The organism is Pseudobutyrivibrio sp. UC1225, from assembly GCF_900115215.1.
In the GTDB taxonomy this organism is placed as follows: Bacteria; Bacillota; Clostridia; order Lachnospirales; family Lachnospiraceae; genus Pseudobutyrivibrio.
The window spans coordinates 1-18,648 of sequence record NZ_FOVQ01000023.1 but is presented as its reverse complement, the minus strand read 5'-3'; the positions used below and the strand labels follow the sequence as shown (position 1 = coordinate 18,648).

Annotated in this window: 15 protein-coding genes; all 15 read right to left on the bottom strand. The window is 39.6% G+C overall.

The genetic code is table 11. The annotated features are described in order from the left end of the window. Positions 1-379: 379 nt before the first annotated feature. Positions 380-2,026 (bottom strand): ATP-binding cassette domain-containing protein, encoded by a 1,647-nt coding sequence (locus BMZ41_RS15185; RefSeq protein ID WP_090531251.1) that lies wholly within the window; start codon positions 2,024-2,026, stop codon positions 380-382. Position 2,027: 1 nt separating this feature from the next. Then, a complete protein-coding gene (locus BMZ41_RS15180; protein ID WP_090531249.1) occupies positions 2,028-3,842 on the bottom strand; it encodes an ABC transporter permease in 1,815 nt (604 codons plus the stop codon). Positions 3,843-3,891: 49 nt separating this feature from the next. Continuing rightward, on the bottom strand, positions 3,892-5,274 hold the full coding sequence (locus BMZ41_RS15175; RefSeq protein ID WP_090531246.1) for a hypothetical protein: 1,383 nt from the start codon (positions 5,272-5,274) through the stop codon (positions 3,892-3,894). Between the two features lie 169 nt (positions 5,275-5,443). After that, entirely contained in the window at positions 5,444-6,202 is a 759-nt protein-coding gene (locus tag BMZ41_RS15170; RefSeq protein ID WP_090531244.1) for a response regulator transcription factor, read from the bottom strand. Continuing rightward, positions 6,195-7,916, bottom strand: a complete 1,722-nt coding sequence (locus BMZ41_RS15165) for a sensor histidine kinase (RefSeq protein ID WP_090169874.1) — start codon at positions 7,914-7,916, stop codon at positions 6,195-6,197. The genes BMZ41_RS15170 and BMZ41_RS15165 overlap by 8 nt, the downstream gene beginning before the upstream one ends. A gap of 2 nt (positions 7,917-7,918) precedes the next feature. Then, entirely contained in the window at positions 7,919-8,968 is a 1,050-nt protein-coding gene (locus tag BMZ41_RS15160; protein ID WP_090531241.1) for an extracellular solute-binding protein, read from the bottom strand. A gap of 18 nt (positions 8,969-8,986) precedes the next feature. Next, complete coding sequence (locus BMZ41_RS15155; RefSeq protein WP_090531239.1) at positions 8,987-11,233, bottom strand: glycoside hydrolase family 31 protein; 2,247 nt, start codon at positions 11,231-11,233, stop codon at positions 8,987-8,989. A gap of 120 nt (positions 11,234-11,353) precedes the next feature. Next, positions 11,354-11,845, bottom strand: a complete 492-nt coding sequence (gene queF / locus BMZ41_RS15150; RefSeq protein WP_090531235.1) for a preQ(1) synthase — start codon at positions 11,843-11,845, stop codon at positions 11,354-11,356. Between the two features lie 41 nt (positions 11,846-11,886). Next, complete coding sequence (gene queC, locus BMZ41_RS15145; protein WP_090531231.1) at positions 11,887-12,573, bottom strand: 7-cyano-7-deazaguanine synthase QueC; 687 nt, start codon at positions 12,571-12,573, stop codon at positions 11,887-11,889. 18 nt (positions 12,574-12,591) lie between these two features. Further along, positions 12,592-13,164, bottom strand: a complete 573-nt coding sequence (folE, locus tag BMZ41_RS15140) for a GTP cyclohydrolase I FolE (protein ID WP_090169884.1) — start codon at positions 13,162-13,164, stop codon at positions 12,592-12,594. A 13-nt stretch (positions 13,165-13,177) separates the two neighbouring features. Beyond that, positions 13,178-13,846 (bottom strand): putative 7-carboxy-7-deazaguanine synthase QueE, encoded by a 669-nt coding sequence (gene queE, locus BMZ41_RS15135; protein WP_090531228.1) that lies wholly within the window; start codon positions 13,844-13,846, stop codon positions 13,178-13,180. Positions 13,847-13,848: 2 nt separating this feature from the next. Further along, a complete protein-coding gene (locus BMZ41_RS15130) occupies positions 13,849-14,271 on the bottom strand; it encodes a 6-pyruvoyl trahydropterin synthase family protein (protein WP_090531226.1) in 423 nt (140 codons plus the stop codon). 314 nt (positions 14,272-14,585) lie between these two features. Continuing rightward, the gene (locus BMZ41_RS15125; RefSeq protein ID WP_090531223.1) at positions 14,586-16,115 is read right to left on the bottom strand and encodes a cellulase family glycosylhydrolase; all 1,530 of its coding nucleotides are present in this window, start codon (positions 16,113-16,115) and stop codon (positions 14,586-14,588) included. 226 nt (positions 16,116-16,341) lie between these two features. Continuing rightward, positions 16,342-17,457 carry an SLC13 family permease gene (locus BMZ41_RS15120; protein WP_090531221.1) on the bottom strand — a complete coding sequence of 372 codons (1,116 nt, stop codon included), beginning with the start codon at positions 17,455-17,457 and terminating at the stop codon, positions 16,342-16,344. A 51-nt stretch (positions 17,458-17,508) separates the two neighbouring features. Further along, positions 17,509-18,303, bottom strand: coding sequence for a pyrroline-5-carboxylate reductase (gene proC, locus BMZ41_RS15115; RefSeq protein WP_090169898.1), 795 nt, complete (start codon positions 18,301-18,303; stop codon positions 17,509-17,511). Between the last annotated feature and the right edge of the window lie 345 nt (positions 18,304-18,648).

Genomic DNA, 18,648 nt, shown 5'->3' with positions numbered 1-18,648 from the left:
ATAGCAATTCATGCATCTAGACTATTTATCAAGGGAAAGATTAGCTGCAAAACAATCAAAAATCTTTTGTCTAAATATTTGACACCTATTCGTCCAAACAGAAAAGCAATCCGACGCAAGAAGAAAGATCGTTCTGTTATGAGTTTTAATTATAGATTGTCTTAATTCAACTAATACATATCTGCAACAGGCAGGGGGTATATTCCTGCCTATTTTGCATGTCCAAAAATATTTTTTCCGTACAATCATCCTCCTTACCATCATTAAAAACTTTGATTTTTGTAAGAAATACTCTAAAGTTAATGACATTGCGTTAGAGCGCGCCCATGGCGCGCAAACATAAAACAAGACCACCGGACAAACCCGGTGGTCTTTTACTTTAGATTTCTATACTTCCTGCGCAGATAAGTCTGCCTGATTTTCTATCAAACAGCAGTATATCTTTTCCTGCAATATTTATTTTTTCCTTTTGTCCAATCTGGTAAATAACTCCACCAAAAATTACACTTGTAAGAAGATATTCGCCTATACGCAGCTTAAGAGTAGATTCCATTCCTGTAGGCATAGCACCATAAATTTCTGTTTCAACTGAACCATTTTCATCAATATTTATTGCCTCTGGTCTGATACCTAGAACAAAATCTTCATCAGTAATAATAGGATCTTCAAGGATGCTATCATCAATCTCTTCTACTCTCTGAACGTGATATCTGAATACCTCATCCTTATTACTCTTTTCTACAGCACCCTTCTTAGATAGACGAACCCTCTCAGCCTCAGCTTTTTCAGCAAAGCTTTGGTCTCTTACATGTCTCCATGCGTTCATATCAAGAGGATATTCTGGTGTAAACTTTGCTTTGATATCTCCTATTATAGTAAGGCTAAGACTTCCATCTGCTTCCTGTATTCCCTTAGCGTCTACAAAATTCATAGATGGATTTCCTACGAAATCAGCAACAAATAAATTTGATGGACGGTTATAAACAGTAAGCGGTGGTGCGTACTGCTGCAGTACACCGTTGTTTACAAGGCAAATCTTTGTAGCAAGAGTCATGGCCTCCATCTGATCGTGGGTAACATATACAAAGGTACTACCTGTTTCAAGGTGAAGTCTCTGAAGCTCATATCTCATTTCAAGACGAAGCTTGGCATCAAGGTTTGAAAGTGGCTCATCCATGAAAAGAACCTGTGGTTCTGGAGCAAGAGTACGGGCGATAGCAACTCTCTGCTGCTGACCACCTGAAAGCTCTGCTGGATATCTATACATGAACATTCCAATTTTTACAATTCTTGAGCAGGCTCTCACTCTGGAATCAATTTCTTCCTTTGTAAGCTTTCTCTTTGAGACAACTATTTTTCCGTCCTTTAATACTTCGAACTTTTCATTCAAGCTCTTACCCTCTGATGCAAGGTTCTTCTTGATAGTCTCCAGCTCACCCTCATATTTTAGAACAAAATTTGAAGCGGTTTCATCAGCATTTGAAGCGGTATGAACTCCAAGTCCCATCAATTCTTTTGCTGAATAAATTGACATTGTATAAGTATCAATAAGCTTTACCAGAGCTTTGTTGTCATCCAGCTTTCCGTTTTTATCACGACACTCTTCTACAACCTCTTTTATTTTTGCTCCTGATTTAAGAGCTCTAAGAATATCTGAAATCTGCTTAGCCTTTACATCAACAGTAGGCATTTCCTCATCAATATTTTTTAGACCGAAAGAGATATTTTCATAAACAGTCATGTTTGGCCAAAGAGCATAATTCTGAAAAAGGAAGCCTACCTTTCTCTTGTTGGCTGGAACATTGATTCCAGCATTGCTATCAAATACTACTTTGTCACCGATTGTGATGCGTCCCTCTGTAGGAGTTTCAAGACCAGCTATCATTCTAAGAATTGTAGTCTTTCCACAACCTGATGGTCCAAGCAATGTTATAAATGAATTGTCAGGGATATCAAGGCTAACATTATCTACACCGAAAAACTTTCCCCAACGCTTTGTTATATTCTCCAATTTGATTTCTGGCATTTTACTTTCCTCCAATTCCGCTGTCGAGGCTAGCTCCAGTCAGCTTGTTTACCAATGTATTAAAAATAAGAATTGTAACAATCAAAATCAGGTTGATTGCACTTGAGAATGCATATAATCCCATCTCATCAAAGTAATCAAGCGTTGTTGATAAAATAAAACCCTGAGTACAAAGAAGAAGGAATAATGATAATTCTCTTAAGCAGGTCATAAACGGAAGAAGATATCCACTTATGATTGATGATTTCTGGATAGGAATGATAATCTTTACCATTCTCTTTACCCATGATGCATTCTGTATAAGAGCTGCTTCCTCAAGCTCATTACTAATCTGAAGCATTGAGTTAAGTGAGCTTCTTGATGCAAATGGAATGTACTTTACAACACCTGCAAGAATAAGAAGTGTGTAAGTATTGAAAAGGTTAATCTTCTCATTTGAAAAAAGAATGAAGAAGGCGGCACCTACGGCAATTGAAGGCATTAGGTATGGAAGGAACGCTACATTATTGACGTAATTTGCCCACTTGCTTCTTCTATTCTTTGCTACCGCATATCCGATAAGTGTTCCGATTGTTCCTGCAATCAAAGCACAGATTACAGCAAGTAAAAGTGTTCCAAAGAACGCATGCCAAATTGTGTTGTTGTATATAATACCTGGCTGGCCGTACATACCATTTTCTGTGATATTCTCGTTTGTAACCCACCACTTAGTTGTCAGGTGTGCTAAGTTTCCTGTGTACAGGAAACTGTAGTCACCTGGGTTAGGAAGGAAGGTTTCAAGTGCAAACAAAAGAATTGGCCAAATACTTGTAAAAAACGTAATTACGATAAAGATAATTCCTACTACGTATTTACCAGCCTTACCGATTGTAAGCTTTGTAAGCTGTCCTGATTTACCAGTAACTGTTGTGTAGTTCTTTCTACTTTTTAAACTCATCTGGTTCATTCCAAGAATCAGCACACCAAAAATCATCATGATGATTGCAAGAATTGATGCCTCGCCAGTGTACATACTGTTCATGGAAATGTACTTTGTAGAAAGAGTTGTAAGATTCAAATAATGTGGAACTGGATAGCTTCCCATTGCACTACCAAATACCAAAAGTATTGTAGAAAGGATAGCTGGCTTAATCATTGGAAGGGTAACCTTTCTCATAATTTTCCACTTTGGAGTATCAAGAATGGTTGCTGCCTCCTCGAGATTAGCATCCATGTTTTTGAAAATTCCACCGATTAAAATATAAGCAAATGGTGCATAGTGAAGACCTAAAACCATTGCACTTGGGAATACTCCCTGGCACCACCAGTTCGGAAAATATATATGAAAAATTGCTGCTAATAATCCATCTGAAGTTCCTGTAACCTTGTTACTATAGAACATGTGCTGCCATACAACAGCCAGTGTCCACTGAGGCATGATGTATGGAAAAATGAAAATTGAGCTTAAATATTTCTTGAATTTCATGTCTGTACGGGTTACAAGGAACGCAAACAGACCACCAAACAATATCGAAATAATACAAGTTAAAACTGAAAGAATTACTGTATTTAAAAGTGGAATCCAAAGATTTGTTTTTGCCAGACGGCTTGTAAACAAATCAACGTAATTAACAATCGTATATCCATCCACACGGCCTGTAAGATGCTGGTCGATAGTACCTGGATGAATCTTTAATGTATCCTGAACAATGGCAACGATTGGTGCCACAGTAGAAAAAGTCAAAACTATTCCAAACAACAAAAGAATTATATTTTGAGGTTGGGAGAACCATGTTTTGACCTTATTTGTGACAATAGCTTTTCTATTAGGTGTCATACTTTATTCTCCTTAAAAGGGGGCGCCGCAGGCGACGCCCCACCAATTTTTACTCTTCTCCTGCTGAGTAATGATCCTGAATATCAATCCAAGAACCTACAGTAAAGGATACCTCTGAGCAATATGCTGGATCCTCAAGAACAAGCTTTCCATCGGTTGTCCACCAGTCATATCCTCTATCGTTCTTTGCTGGGAACTCATCTCCGCCACCTTCGCTGTGGTGATATGTTTCCTCGATAGCCTTTGCTACTTCTGGGTTAGCTGAGTAACCACCCATATCCTTGCCCCATGCATCAAAGCCCTGCTCTGTTGTTGTCATGAAAGCAATGAATGCACATGCTGTCCATGGAAGTGGGCTGTTCTTTGTAAGGAAGAGATAATGGCAATATCCATATCCACCGATTCCTGTGTAACCATCCTGATATGCAGCTACATTAATGTTGTTTACAGAAATAGAAGCTGACTCCTCAACTGAACGAAGCTTAGAATATACTAACAATCCTGACTGATCCTTTGCTGACTTATCAACAAGTGTGTTACAGATAGGACCATCATCTGTCTGCTCGTTGTAGTTGTTAATCCAAAGCTTAATCCAAGCAAGTGAATAAGCTGCATCTGCGCCAAGTCCAAGCTCAGAAGCATCCTTCTCCATTTCCTTAACTGTTGGCTGGAAGTATGCCTGCTTTGTAGAATCAAGTGCATTGAATGACTCCTTCATCCATGCTGCATACTTGTCTTCTGTAAGCATCATAAGGAAGTTCTTACCTACGATTTCTGAATCAACGCCCATGAATAATGGATGTGAACCTTCATATACGAAATCCCAGCAGTTATTAAATTCAGCTGAACCTGTGTTGTTGTACATGAAAACCTTATTAAGTGTCTGAAGTGGAAGGAATCCCTCAAATGCATCTGGAGTAGTTCCATTTGCCTCTGCCCACTCCTTTGGTACAAATGTTTTAAGGATATCTGTATCCACCATCTTTGTCTGGATCTGATTTCCATCCTGAATAAGAGTCATTGCAAATGTACCTTCACTCTTAAGTGAGTCAGATGAAAGCTGCTCAAAAATCTTGTTGTTCTTTGGCTGCTGCCACTCAAACTCCATGTTGTATGAGCTGTCGATTCCCTGAAGATATTCGATAAATAATGGAAGTGCTGATTTACCACGGCTTGAGTTACCAACACCATAGAAAGTCTTGCCGTTAGACTCCTCGATAGCCTTCTGAGCCAACTCATCAAGAGTCATTGTCTCTGCTTCAGCTATAATCTTGTCGATTCCTGTGAGCTCTGCTGCAGGTTCATCCGCTGTCTGCTCTGTAGCTTCACCTGAATCTGTAGTTGCTGTGCCTGAGCTTGCGCCACCGCAACCTACCAGGCTGGCCATCATCATAGATGCGACCATAATTAATGATAATACCTTTCTTTTCATTCTTACCCTCCTAATCATTATAGATTATTTTTACCCTGCATTTAGGGCTTCTCTCTATCTAATAGTCTATATATAGTGGATTAGAATGTGTATGAGACAAAACTGATATTATTTGTAATTTTTGAACATACTAAAAAAAGAGCTGGAATCTCATCCAGCTCTCACTCACTTATAGTCCATTACTTTGATAATCTGATGGAGATTTTCCCACCAGCTTTTTAAAGGTGTTAGAAAAATATGCTATATCCTGATAGCCCACTTTATCTGCTACTTCGTATACTTTAACTTTTATATCCTTCAGATAATCCATGGCTTTTCTTATACGTAGTCGGGTAAGATAATTGTTGATGCTAAGACCTGTTTCAGCTTTAAACAGCCTGCTCAAATGCCCCTCACTAACCCCTATAGCTTCAGCCATTGCAATGACACTAAAATCTGTATCACTATAATTTTTTTCTATGAAGTCAATTGCTTCCTTGATATATTTATTTTCCACATCAGACTTACTCGTTAGCGGAATAAGCTGTTCCTCAGCCTTACTGCTGTTAACAGAATTTGGGTGAAGATGCAATAATCTCTGAATAGCTCCCTCTAATGAACCATCCTCAAAAGGCTTTAAAAGATAGTCTGATGCTCCTATCCTAATCGCTGCTCTTGCATACTCAAACTCATCATAGGCTGTCAAAAAGATGACCTTCATATCAGGATATTTTTCCAGAAGGATTTCTGACATTTCTATACCTGTCATCTTTGGCATTTTAATGTCAGAAATCACCACATCAGGCTTAAGCTCCTTTGCCTTTTCCAAGCCTTCCTGACCATTGGCTGCTTCACCTACTACCTCGCAGTCAATCAACGACCAGTCTGTATCATTTTTTATTCCGAGACGTACATATTTCTCATCGTCTACAATTAAAACCTTAGTCATTTTCTGGCTCCTTTTTTGATAGGGGCAGAATCATAGTCATAATGGTTCCACCAACCTCCAGCCTATTAGCTGTTATTCCATAATCTTTTCCGTAGTACAATTTAATTATCGTATTTACGTTATTTAATCCAAGATGACCTTCCAATCTGCTTGGATCATCTGCCTCCAAAATCTCTATCATCTCATCGCTAATACCCTTACCGTTATCTTCGATGTAGATTTTTAAAAGCTGACTTGCTCCCTGCTCTAACGAGCCTTCTGTGGACTCAGCAGAAATATACAGTCTGCCATCATCTCTATCTTCCAAGCCGTGAATAATTGCATTTTCCACTAGTGGCTGAAGAATCAGCTTTGGCACAACTGCATCCTTAAGCTCCTCTGGCACATTAATAATCAAATCAAAGAAATCATCAAAACGAATCTTTTGAATTTCGCAGTATCTCTCCACAAGCCTTAATTCAGTCTCCAACGTACAAAACTGCCTGGTGGAAATAGACATTCTGAGAATTCCTGCAAGACTTGATGACAACGTAGCTACTTCTGGCACTTGATTCGCCTTTGCCACCCATTTAATGGTATCAAGTGTGTTGTACAAAAAATGTGGATTAAGCTGCGATTGCATCATGGCAATTCGGGTTTCATTTATCTTTCGCTCTGCTGCAACTCGCTCCTCCATTGTATCTTTCAACTGGGTAGTCATTTTATTAAAGCCCGTTGCCAGCTGTTCAAATTCATCCTGTCGATTCAGCTCTATCCTGGTGTCAAAATCTCCCTTTCTGAATTGCTTCATAGCCTTGGCTAAAGCTGTAATTGGCTTTGAAAAATATTCACTTACTCTGTTTGCAGCCAGTAAACATGCAAGCACTGAAACTATCGCCATAATAGCAATAATTTGATAACCACTTTTAATGGCTGATTCGTCAAGTGCCTTTGGAGTTACATAAATTGTAATCAGCCCCGTGTTGCCCAAATCATTGATATAAATATTTGATCTTATTCCATCATTATATAGGGAGCCTCGCAACAGATTGTTTCGTATCCCACTGAGTAGCACTCCATCAGAAGCTGTTCCAAATTCACAAAAAGCTCTAAAGTGGCTGTTTACAAGGGCGAATCCATCCTTTGAATTCATTCCATCACTTACAACTTCCTTAAGATTATCCTGATGAATTCTTACAACAACTATTCCCCTATCAAGAACATTTAGCACTTCCCTGGCCATCAGTAAATCTCCAGCATTTTCAGGGCTATTGCTTAAATCAATGCCGTAAACTGTCTTTCCATGATGCTCCTTCGCTTCCTTCAAAACAGAATAATTCTTAGGTAATGTTACTGGAGTCAACCCTGTTTGCGTACTGAAAACACAATTTCCATTAGAATATAAGTCAACTGACGCAAAGTCTCTTATTGCTGCAGTTTTCTCATATAAAGCAGCATATATCACCTGATTGTTTTCTCTGCTTAATGTAAAAGCACCCATCAGGGTTTCATCTTCGGTAATCTTATCTATGGCCTCATCTGATTTGGTCATCATATCAAGAAGACTATTTCTGATTAAAAGCTCCTGTGCCTTATCTTCTCTGGCATAGTCTGACTCTAGTCTTGCCTGAAACCCCTGCACTGTTAAGACACCGCTGATAATAACCATAGCCAGCGTAATCACAAGGGTTAAAACAAAAATTTGTCTTTTGAAGGATTGTCTGATAATGTTCATAATCAATCCTCCTGACCTGTGAGCTGATGCCAGGTGTCAAAAGCTGCTTCTTCCTCTTCCGCTGACTGCTGCACATCAAAGTCTATAATAGTAATATCACCAAAAACTTTACGAAGCTTCACATCTTCCCTTACAGGCCTGCGGTAAAACTCATCCATTGCATAGCTTTGAGTATCATACCCTGTAATAAAATCTATAAACAGCTTTGCATTTTCTTCGTGAGGAGCGTTCACCACTATTCCACAACCATCAGGGACAGCACTAGTACCATCCTGTGGATAAATCATATCTATGTTGTATCCCTTGTTGATAGCCTTGAGGGCAGTCTCCTCCAATGTGATTCCCACAAGGGTTGTTCCATTTGAAACATCAGGAATTACATCTCCAGAAGACTTTAGGATATTACCATCTAGCTGATTATAAAGCCTGCTCACCACATTCTCTGGCGAATCTCCCGTTATCTGGGAAATGGTAGAAACTATAGTATAGCTTGTACCTGAATTATCCATATCCGCAAATGCGATTTTACCTTTCCAATTGGAATCAAATAACTGCTCCCAAGTGTGTGGCGCACTGCTTGAATTAACAAGTTTCTTGTTGTATATAAAAACAATTGGAAGCTCTGTAAAAGGAGTCCAGGTGCCATCTTTTGACATGAAATTTCTATCTAATTCTCTAGCTTCACTGGATTCGTATGACATGAAATTATCCTTCCATGCCTCATAACTTTCCACTCCGCCTCCAAACATGATGTCGCATAGTCCCTGTGCAGACGCTGCATCTGCCATCTGCATCATTTCCTGAGTTCCACCTGCTTTAATATCAACATAAATTCCCGTGCGATTTTCAAACTCCTGAATAATTGGAAGATATACCTCCTTCTTGTGAGAGGTATAGACGATAAGCTGATTTTCATCAGCCACAGAATATTTTTCAGAAACTTCCCTTACAGTTTTCTTAGGGGATATTTTTCCACAGCCAGAAAACAGAAGCAAAACTGCTTCTGTAATCATGACCATAGTTAACAATTTCTTTTTAACCCCATTCCCCATAACATTACTCACAATCTTTTAGAGATTAATCACCTTAATCTCTTTATATTTCTCATAATTGTCATGCAGCATATCTGTCTCTAGTTTACCATTTTCATATGTAAAGCTGTAGAGATTATATTCTCCCTCAAGATATCTAAAGTCTTCCCCATTATCCTGATAATGAGAGCCCCAGGCGCTTTCTCCAGCTACTAAAAGCTCTAACGTATCATATGGCTTCTCTCCCACATACTGAACTGGCTCATACATAGGAATTATGCTGCCCTCTTTAATGAATATTGGAAGCACATCAATTGGTGCATCAACAATAATGTAATTTCCACCTGCGTGACGCTGGCCTGTCCAATAATCAATCCATGTTCCTGATGGAAGATAAACCATTCTCTTAAAGGCTCCCTGCTCTACTACAGGTGCCACAAGCATATTCTCACCAACAAGGAACTCATCATTAAGATTATAGGTGTTCTCGTCATCCTCGTAATGAAGCACCAATGGGCGCATTACTGGAAGACCTGTAAGCTGACATTCAAATAATAAATCATAAATGTATGGTAAGAAGCGATAGTGCAGCTCTACGTATTTACGATATACATTTACAGTCTGCTCTCCAAAATGCCAAGGTTCCTGCATTCTGTGACCCTTAGCACAATGATTTCTAAAGAAGGTAGAGAAAACAGCTGCCTCAATCCATCTCATAAGAAGCTCTGGCTTTGTATCTCCTCCAAATCCACCTATGTCAGTTCCTGCAATAGGAAAACCGCTGATACCAAGATTACAAAGCTGTGGAATCAGCATCTGAAGATGTGGCCATACACTCTGATTATCTCCAGTCCAAACAGCAGTATATTTCTGAGAACCACTGTAGCAAGCTCTTGTGATAACAAGTGGTCGCTTTCCTGTAAGCGCCTTCATTCCCTCAAAGGTAGCCTTACTCATGAAATGACCGTATACATTGTGCATCTCACTGTGGTCTGTCTCTCTGTCATTTACATGGAACTGGACATCCAAAGGAAGTGGCCCCTTAAAGCTGGCTGGCTCATTCATATCATTCCAGATTCCCTGCATGCCCATGTCCACAAGCTTCTTATGACTCTTGCTCCACCAGTTTCTAACTTCTTCTTTACCAAAATCAGGGAATACAGAATCTCCTGGCCAAACCTCATTTACATATACCTTGCCATCCTTATCCTTTGCAAAGTAATCATTCTTTATGCCCTCGTCGTACATGAAGTAGCCCTTGTCCGCTTTTACGCCGGGGTCAATGATGCAGACAGCCTTAAAGCCATCCTCAGCAAGCTCCTTTATAAGCTGTCCCTCTGGCTCGTAGTTTTCCTCATCCCATGTGAAGACTCTGAAGCCATCCATGTAATCAATATCGTACTGAACCGTCTCGCAAGGGATTCTGTTCTCACGCATCTTTGTGGCAACTTCACGGATATCCTTTGCACTTTCATAGCCCCAGCGGCACTGATGATAGCCCAGTGTCCAAAGCTGTGGCAGTGGTGCACGTCCTGTAAGATATGTATAGTGCTCCACAATATCTGTCATCTTTTCGCCAGCCATGAAGTAGAAATCTAAGTTTCCATCATCTGCACCATAGCAGAAATAATCTGTGCTCTCCTTGCCAAGATCCATATAGCTGTGGAAGGTATTATCAAAGAAAAGACCATAAGTGTATCCTGGTCGCTTTCCAATAATAAATGGAATTGATTTATAGAGAGCTGGCATGTTTTCCATGTGCATCTGAGGAATATCTGAATTCCAGTTCTCGTAAGCATAGCCTCGCTTATTTAAGAAGCCAGTCTTATCACCTGTGCCGTAGAATCTGTCCTCTGGATTAAGTTTGAAAAGCTGCTGAACCTTATGATTTTTGTACTGATCAGCATTAAAAAGATGTCCTTCCGCAATAAGAAGTGCTAACGCTTCCTCAGATAATCCTCCCATGATAGTACGGGTGCCATCATAGCTTGAAAGCAGTTCATCTGAGAATTTATCCATGAATTTAAAGCTGAAATCATCCCCCAGCTGAAGAATAACGGAGCCTGTTGTAATGGAAATATGATCCTCAGCCTGTGATACCTCAAAATCTACAGGCACCTGTGGATTCCCCTCGATGGCAACTGACTTGTAATATTTTATCCAATAAGGAACTAATACCCTGATAATTTCCTCTGTAATTACCTGAATAATTACTTCCTGATTTTCATATTTGATAGTAACCTGATCGTCCTCGGTTACATATCCCAATAACTTACCGAATCCCATAAAATCATCCTCCTAGCAAAAAAACTAAATGTAGAATATCATATTGCTGGAAACGTTTCCAGCAATATTTCAAAAAAGGGACTGACAAGGTAAATTTACCTTATCAGTCCCATAAAAAATTTATCTATTATCAACTCTCTCAGGATACATATCGTGGTTTGCCATACGATTGAAAGCTATCTCTTCCCACTTTGTACCTGGCTTGCCATAGTTACAATATGGGTCGATGGAAATGCCTCCTCTTGGAGTAAACTTGCCCCAAACCTCGATGTACTTAGGATCCATAAGCTTGATAAGATCCTTCATGATGATGTTTACACAATCCTCATGGAAGTCACCATGATTTCTAAAGCTGAAAAGATAAAGCTTTAATGACTTGCTCTCTACCATCTTTTCACCTGGAACATAAGAAATGATAATATTTGCAAAATCAGGCTGACCAGTAATAGGACAAAGTGATGTGAACTCTGGACAGTTAAACTTTACAAAGTAATCATTCTCAGGATGCTTGTTTAAGAATGTCTGAAGCATCTCTGGTGCGTAGTTATCTGGATATGTGTTGTTCTTGTTTCCAAGAAGGGTAAGTGTACCCTCGGCTGCTCTATCTGCCATAATTATTTACCTCCGTACTTCCGATATCGTATATACGATAATTAGTTCTCATATGCTATTGGGTCTGTCACCCCATTAAGTTCAAATGCTGCTTTTCTATCGATGCATGTGCCGCATTTTCCACAAGCCTTCTCATGTCCTTCATAGCAGCTCCAAGTAAGCTCATAAGGAACTCCGATTTCAAGTCCCTTCTTTACAACCTGAGACTTTGTAAGGCTTATAAATGGTGCAACAATTTCAAGCTGCTTTCCACTACCTTCATAGATAGCTGTGTTCATTGCATTATTAAATGCCTCTGAACAATCTGGGTAAGCATTGCCTGCAGCGTCATCACTGTGTGCTCCATAATAAATCTTTGAGCATCCCTTAGAAAGTGCAATAGCACTGGCGCTTGAAAGGAAAAGACCATTTCTAAATGGCACATAAGTGCTAACTGGCTTTCCGTCTGTCTTAGCAAGCTGCTCAGCATAAGACTCCTCTGGAATCTCTCCATCAGAGTGCTGTAAAAGTGTGCAGTCACTAAACTGGAACATTGTAGATAAATCAAGTGTGATGTGCTCTACATTATAATGCTCGCAAACAGCAACTGCTGCCTTTATTTCCTTATCGTGACGCTGACCGTAGAAAATAGAAAGTCCTACTACGTTCTCGCTTCCATATTCCTTTACTGCCATACCAAGGCAAGTGGTAGAATCCACACCACCACTGACTAAAACTAATACTTTCATATACACCTCATCCGCTTTTTAAAATAATCTTGCCAACAAATCTCTGTCGGTTTTGAACTTTCCACGTAAAGTCTGTGTCTGAGTGCGAGCACCTGCATTCTTAATTCCACGTGCTGTCATGCAAGAGTGGCTAGCCTCGATAAATACAGCCACATCCTCAGAGCCTGTAACCATCTGAAGAATCTCAGCGATATCATTTCCGATTCTCTCCTGAAGCTGGAGACGCTTAGCCGCCATATCAGCGATTCGTGCAATCTTGCTGAGACCGATTACCTTTCCATTTGGAATATAGGCTACACTGACCTTCATATCATACATAAGTGCAAGATGATGCTCACAGTAGCTGAACACCTCGATGTCCTTTACGAATACAAGGTCCTGACTATTCTCATCATAGTAGTCCTCGTCAAAGGTCTTGTTGAACATATCAGCAATCTCCTGATTGCTGTAATTCATTCCCTCGAAAACCTCCTCATACATGCGGGCAACTCTGTCAGGAGTCTCGATAAGACCTGCTCTGTCAGGATCATCCCCAAGGGCAATGATAATATTTCTAATGCTTTCCTTAATTAATTCCTTATTAATTGCCATACTATCCTCTTTCTTACACTCCACGCTTATTTGGATCCCAAATAAATTTATGAAGCTGGAGCTGTAATCGAATATCATTACGCTTGTGCTCTATCAGATAATTAACCATATCTGCTGGATCGATTCGTCCAAATACAGGGCTGATTAAAACTGTACATTTCATAGCCAAGCCGTATGTATCAACAAGCTCACAGACCTTATCCAGCTCGCTTACCTCTGAGCATACAAACTTAACAGTGTCCTTTGGCTGAAGAAAGGCAAAATTAGATAAATCCATCTTATCTTCCATACCAGAGCCTGCAAGCTTGTAATCCAAGGTAAATGCAGGTGCATTTGGAATAGCTGCAAATGGGACAATACTAACACTTCCATTTGTTTCAATCTCCACCTTAAGGTCTGGTTCTGCTGCAAAGGCTCTCAAAAGGTCCTTTATATCCCTTGCCTTAAGTGGCTCGCCACCAGTAAGGGTGACACGGTTAATTCCAGTTGACTTTACATAATCTATAATTTCAGTTTCTGTCATCTGCTCGGCTGGTGCCTCATAGCTGCATGCCCATCTTGTATCACAATAGCTACAAGCAAGGTTACATCCACGAAGTCTGATAAATACAGCTAACTCACCAGCGTGCTGACCTTCGCCATTAATGCTGACGAACTTCTCTACTACAAAAAATACTGACATTATTAATCCTCCGAATAGCTTGCACAGTTATTTGGAGTCTCATACACTGTCACTTCTGCAACTGTAAAACCATAATCCTTAAACTTGTCAAAAAAGTACTTTGCGAAATTCTCTGCTGTAGGTCTGAAAGGCACTACATGCATCTCGAAGTCCTCTGCCTGGAGAGCTGCTACTGTAGCCTCCTTAAGAGAACCTTCTTCATATATAAAGCTGTGATCAAAGAAATCTGTTTCCTTTTTAAGAGCGTTTTTCACATCGCCAAAATCTACTACCATTCCGCGCTGCTGCCCTTCGCTCTGCAGCTTATCTGTCTTAATTTTTAAAATTACTCTCCAGCGGTGACCATGTAAATTGGAACACTTTCCATCGTAGCCAGCTAGAAAATGAGCTCCATCAAATGAAGCCTCTGCAGTTAAATAATACATTGAAAATCTCCTATGAAACCGGACCTAGAATATCTCAGAAATAAAAAAGACTGCGCACCGGCAGCCTCGAAAATCACATAGATAAATAACGCAAGTCCGAGTTTTGTTTATAGACAGGATGGTACAAACGAACTGTCTCTCACTCTTACGAGTGAATTTCTATTTTTTAATTGCCTGACTATAATACAACCTGAAATAAAAAAAAGCAAGCAAAAAAGCGAAAGGTCGCAACAGCATACACTATTGCGACCACATATATATATTAGGGAGTATAAAAATATGAAAAAGGTTGGTTTTACGAAGTCATACAAACATTAACGTACTTTAACGTTTGTAAATGTGGCTTTAGAACCATCTTTCTTAGTTCCGTTAAAGCCGAATGAAACAGTCTGTCCAGCCTCTACTATACCGTTATAAGATTCGTTGGTAATTACGTAGTGCTTACCCTTGTGAGATGAAATCTTAGCATTCCAGATTGCTGTAATTTCAACATCACTATCGAATTCAACTGTCCATCCATTAAGGGTTTTGTTTGTTGTGTTACTAACTGTGTTATTTGCTGAAAAGCCTGTGCCCCAATCAGATGGAATGTCAAAAGTAACACTTCCACCTGTTGTTGTGCCTGCCTCAGGAGTAGGAGTAGGGGTAGGTTTTGAGGTAGGTGTTTGGGTAGGCTTTGGAGTTGGCGTTGGTGTTGGCTTAGCTGTAGGCTTAGGTGTTGGTGTAGGAGTTGGTGTAGGGGTAGGAGTAGGGTTTACACTACCACTATTACCTGAAAGCTCCTTACAAGTCTTCATAAGCCACTTGCCAGCCTCTGTAAGATCTGATTCTGTCCAGTTGCTAGTCTTATTACATGATGAAGAAATTACTGAAGCAGACTCATTCTTATTACATAAGCTCCATAATGCAAAACTGATGTTGTTCTCCTTGAAGAGCTTCATCCAATCATCAGCATTGCTGAAATCGTATCCGCCGTTACCAGAAGCATCACAAACACCAAACTCTGTACAGATAACTGGTGTGCCCGCCTTAACGGCCTTTCTTACGTTGTCTTTAATATTGTCATAATGTGTTGCCGCGTAGAAGTGAACTGTGTACATGATGTTTTCAAAACCATCATTCTTAAGAGGCTTATCAGCTACCTGATCAACTCTCTGTGACCAGTCGTTGGTACCACAGATGATGATATTCTTAGCACCTGTACCTCTGATTACACCAGCAATTGTCTTGCTGTAGGTGTATAAATCCTTGCCGCTTCCGTCATACCAGTTTGTACCAGTAGGTTCGTTGGCGATTTCAAAGATTACATTGTCAACATTCTTGTACTTTACCGCATATTTTGTAAAGAATGTCTTTGCCGCGTCGATGTCTTCATTTGGGTTGTAGCTAAGTACATGCCAATCGATGATTACATACATTCCAAGATCCTTTGCTGCTGAAACAGCTTCCTCGATCTTCTTATCCATTAAGTCCTTATTTCCCTGAGTGTATCCATTCTCTCTGGCATATACTGCAAGTCTTACTGTATCGATTCCCCAATCATCCCTCAGGCTCCTAAAACTATCCTTGCTAATGTACTGTGGGAACCACTGTACACCATGTGTGCTGATTCCGTGCAACTGTACTGGCTTGCCATATTTGTCTACGATAGTTGGCGCAGCGTAACCTGATGTCTTTTTTACTGATAGAGTACCATGCTGTCCAACAGGAGTCTGAGATTTAGACACAGCGTTCGCCTGTACTGTAACGCTTGCTGCATTAACATTTTGAATGCATGCGGGTCCGCTAACCGCCAATGCTGCTGCTAATGCGCATGAAGTAATAATTCTTATTCTTCTTTTCATTACATATTCTGCCCTTTCTGTTTATTAATAAACAATTTACAAGAAACTGTTTATTTTTGTTTACCGGTACAATATAACATAACACTTTTAGTTTGTAAACAATTTTGTAATATTTATGTTACAAATATACATTTTCTGTAATAAATAATTCAGAGTTTTTCCCATGTTTACAGTAAAAAAGGGACTTCCGAAGAAGTCCCTAAATCTATAATTTTATTTAATTAGTCTATAGCAATACATACACTAAACACATCACTATTAGGAAGATTACATTAGCAACTGTGAATACCCCTATATATTTTTTCTTATCTGCTCCATCAATATAGCCGTACTGCTTAAAGGAAATCAGGCTTGCCATAGATGCTATCAAAGTTCCAAGGCCACCAAAATTTGTTCCGATGATGAGCTTATCAATCTGATCAGTAAATCCTGAACAAAGGATTGCAGCCGGTACATTACTGATAAACTGACTAAGGAAAATTGAAACTCCCACCTCATTAATCTGCAAGAAACTTCCTATAGCATCAGAAAGTGCAGGAATTCGCTTTATATTTCCAATAAAAATAAACAGGAAAATGAATGTAAATAAAAGTGAATAATCTGGCTTTCTAAGCACTCGTCTGTCACAGATAAGTGTCAGTCCCACTACGATTACAAGACCGATTCTATAATCTAAAACTCTTGCCACCACAAGGATAGAAACTAAAAACGTAAATACGTACATTCCTATCATCTTCTTGTCTCTGTTTGTGCGCTCATATATATGCTTTTCTGCCAAAGTTACTGGAGCTGCTTTCACGAATACAAATCCGCTAAGCACAAGCATTACAAGTGCTACTACACTGTATGGCAACATAAGCTTTACGAATGCTCCAAGACTCATACCCGCAATGGAATACAGATAAAGATTCTGTGGATTACCAAGTGGTGTAAGCATACTTCCAAGATTTGCTGCTATTGTCTCAAGCACAATTACTATGATGAACAAATCCTTGCGATTTGAAATAGACAAAGTAACTATAGAAAATGGCACAAAGGTAAGAAGGGCCACATCATTTGTGATAAACATAGCTGAGAAAAAGCAAAGCCCAATGAGCACCAGAACAACTCCTCTGATGGAGCTCATCTTTGAAACTAAAAGCTCTCCTATCTGTCTGAATACCTGCAAACGCTGAAGGCCAGCCATAGTAATCATCAAGGCAAATAAAATGCTCAATGTCCTAAAATCTATGTAACCAATATACTGACTATCTGGGTGAACAACAAAGCTGGATGCCACTGCCAAAACGAAGGCTACCACTAATACTATTTCATTTCTTATAAAGTTTTTTACTGCTTCCATTAATTTATACTCCATAATTTAAGGCTTGGCACTTGGCCAAGCCCTATAATACTATAATTCTCTAGATCTTTCTATGCAGATACGCTCAGCTTCAATAACTGCGCTTCTAAAACCAAGTGATTCAAGAGCTGTAACCGCCTCTATAGTAGTGCCTCCTGGTGAGCAAACATTATCCTTTAGCACTCCTGGATGCTCTCCTGTTTCAAGGACCATCTTTGCTGAACCAAGAACTGCCTGTGCCGCAAACTTGTAAGCCTGTGCTCTTGGCATGCCCTCTGCAACTGCACCATCTGCAAGTGCCTCAATAAACATATATACATAAGCTGGAGATGAGCCGCTGATACCAACAACCGCATCCTGTAATTTTTCAGGAACCACCTCTGCCTTTCCGAAGGATTCAAAGAGCTCAACTACTATCTCGCACTCTTCTTCTGTTACATGCTCATTTGGACTAAGAGCACTCATTGCCTCGCCAACAAGAGCTGGTGTGTTAGGCATAACACGAATAAGCTTAAGATCTGTTCCAAAAAGACTTCTCAATCTATCTAAGGACTGGCCTGCTGCAATACTTACAACAACCTTGTCACTAAAATCCATATCCTTTATTCCTTCGATAGCATCAGGAAGATACTGAGGCTTTACCGCAAGAATAACTATATCTGCGAAATCAACTACATCCCTGTTGCTAATACTGGTGTTAACACCAAACTCTTCACTAAGCTCGTCTAAAGTAGCCTGAAAAATATCGCTAGCCATTACATCCTGGGGCTCTACTGTACCGGATGAAATTACTCCACCAATCATAGAACTACCCATGTTACCTGCGCCGATAAAACCTATCTTCATGTTTTCCTCCTTGCAATCAAAAAAGCCCTATAACAACACACTAAGTGTATCATTTTAGAATTATTCTGTACATTCATTTTTCCTTGTTTTTGTAGGTAGTAGAGCAAATCAAGTAGCAAAATATATAAAATTTCCCTCCAAAAATTGGAATGCCATCATTGGTGCTAATGGTAACACCACATTTGGATTCCAGGGATCAGGTGAATTTGCGATGTTATTGAATATGTTTTATATTCTTGCTCCCCCGCTGGCTAGAGTAAACTTTTAGTCGGAAAAAATAGAATAAATACAAAAAGAACATCCTTCTTGTGATAAGGTTATGGTTTGCGAAAAAAACTTTATCAA

What these genes read in the sequence shown, in the direction of transcription:
- BMZ41_RS15155 (WP_090531239.1), bottom strand. Translation starts at nt 11,233, where the DNA reads ATGGGATTCGGTAAGTTATTGGGATATGTAACCGAGGACGATCAGGTT.
- folE (WP_090169884.1), bottom strand. Translation starts at nt 13,164, where the DNA reads ATGGCAATTAATAAGGAATTAATTAAGGAAAGCATTAGAAATATTATC.
- BMZ41_RS15125 (WP_090531223.1), bottom strand. Translation starts at nt 16,115, where the DNA reads ATGAAAAGAAGAATAAGAATTATTACTTCATGCGCATTAGCAGCAGCA.
- queF (WP_090531235.1), bottom strand. Translation starts at nt 11,845, where the DNA reads ATGGCAGATAGAGCAGCCGAGGGTACACTTACCCTTCTTGGAAACAAG.
- BMZ41_RS15120 (WP_090531221.1), bottom strand. Translation starts at nt 17,457, where the DNA reads ATGGAAGCAGTAAAAAACTTTATAAGAAATGAAATAGTATTAGTGGTA.
- BMZ41_RS15165 (WP_090169874.1), bottom strand. Translation starts at nt 7,916, where the DNA reads ATGAACATTATCAGACAATCCTTCAAAAGACAAATTTTTGTTTTAACC.
- queC (WP_090531231.1), bottom strand. Translation starts at nt 12,573, where the DNA reads ATGAAAGTATTAGTTTTAGTCAGTGGTGGTGTGGATTCTACCACTTGC.
- BMZ41_RS15185 (WP_090531251.1), bottom strand. Translation starts at nt 2,026, where the DNA reads ATGCCAGAAATCAAATTGGAGAATATAACAAAGCGTTGGGGAAAGTTT.
- BMZ41_RS15180 (WP_090531249.1), bottom strand. Translation starts at nt 3,842, where the DNA reads ATGACACCTAATAGAAAAGCTATTGTCACAAATAAGGTCAAAACATGG.
- BMZ41_RS15160 (WP_090531241.1), bottom strand. Translation starts at nt 8,968, where the DNA reads ATGGGGAATGGGGTTAAAAAGAAATTGTTAACTATGGTCATGATTACA.
- BMZ41_RS15170 (WP_090531244.1), bottom strand. Translation starts at nt 6,202, where the DNA reads ATGACTAAGGTTTTAATTGTAGACGATGAGAAATATGTACGTCTCGGA.
- proC (WP_090169898.1), bottom strand. Translation starts at nt 18,303, where the DNA reads ATGAAGATAGGTTTTATCGGCGCAGGTAACATGGGTAGTTCTATGATT.
- BMZ41_RS15175 (WP_090531246.1), bottom strand. Translation starts at nt 5,274, where the DNA reads ATGAAAAGAAAGGTATTATCATTAATTATGGTCGCATCTATGATGATG.
- queE (WP_090531228.1), bottom strand. Translation starts at nt 13,846, where the DNA reads ATGTCAGTATTTTTTGTAGTAGAGAAGTTCGTCAGCATTAATGGCGAA.
- BMZ41_RS15130 (WP_090531226.1), bottom strand. Translation starts at nt 14,271, where the DNA reads ATGTATTATTTAACTGCAGAGGCTTCATTTGATGGAGCTCATTTTCTA.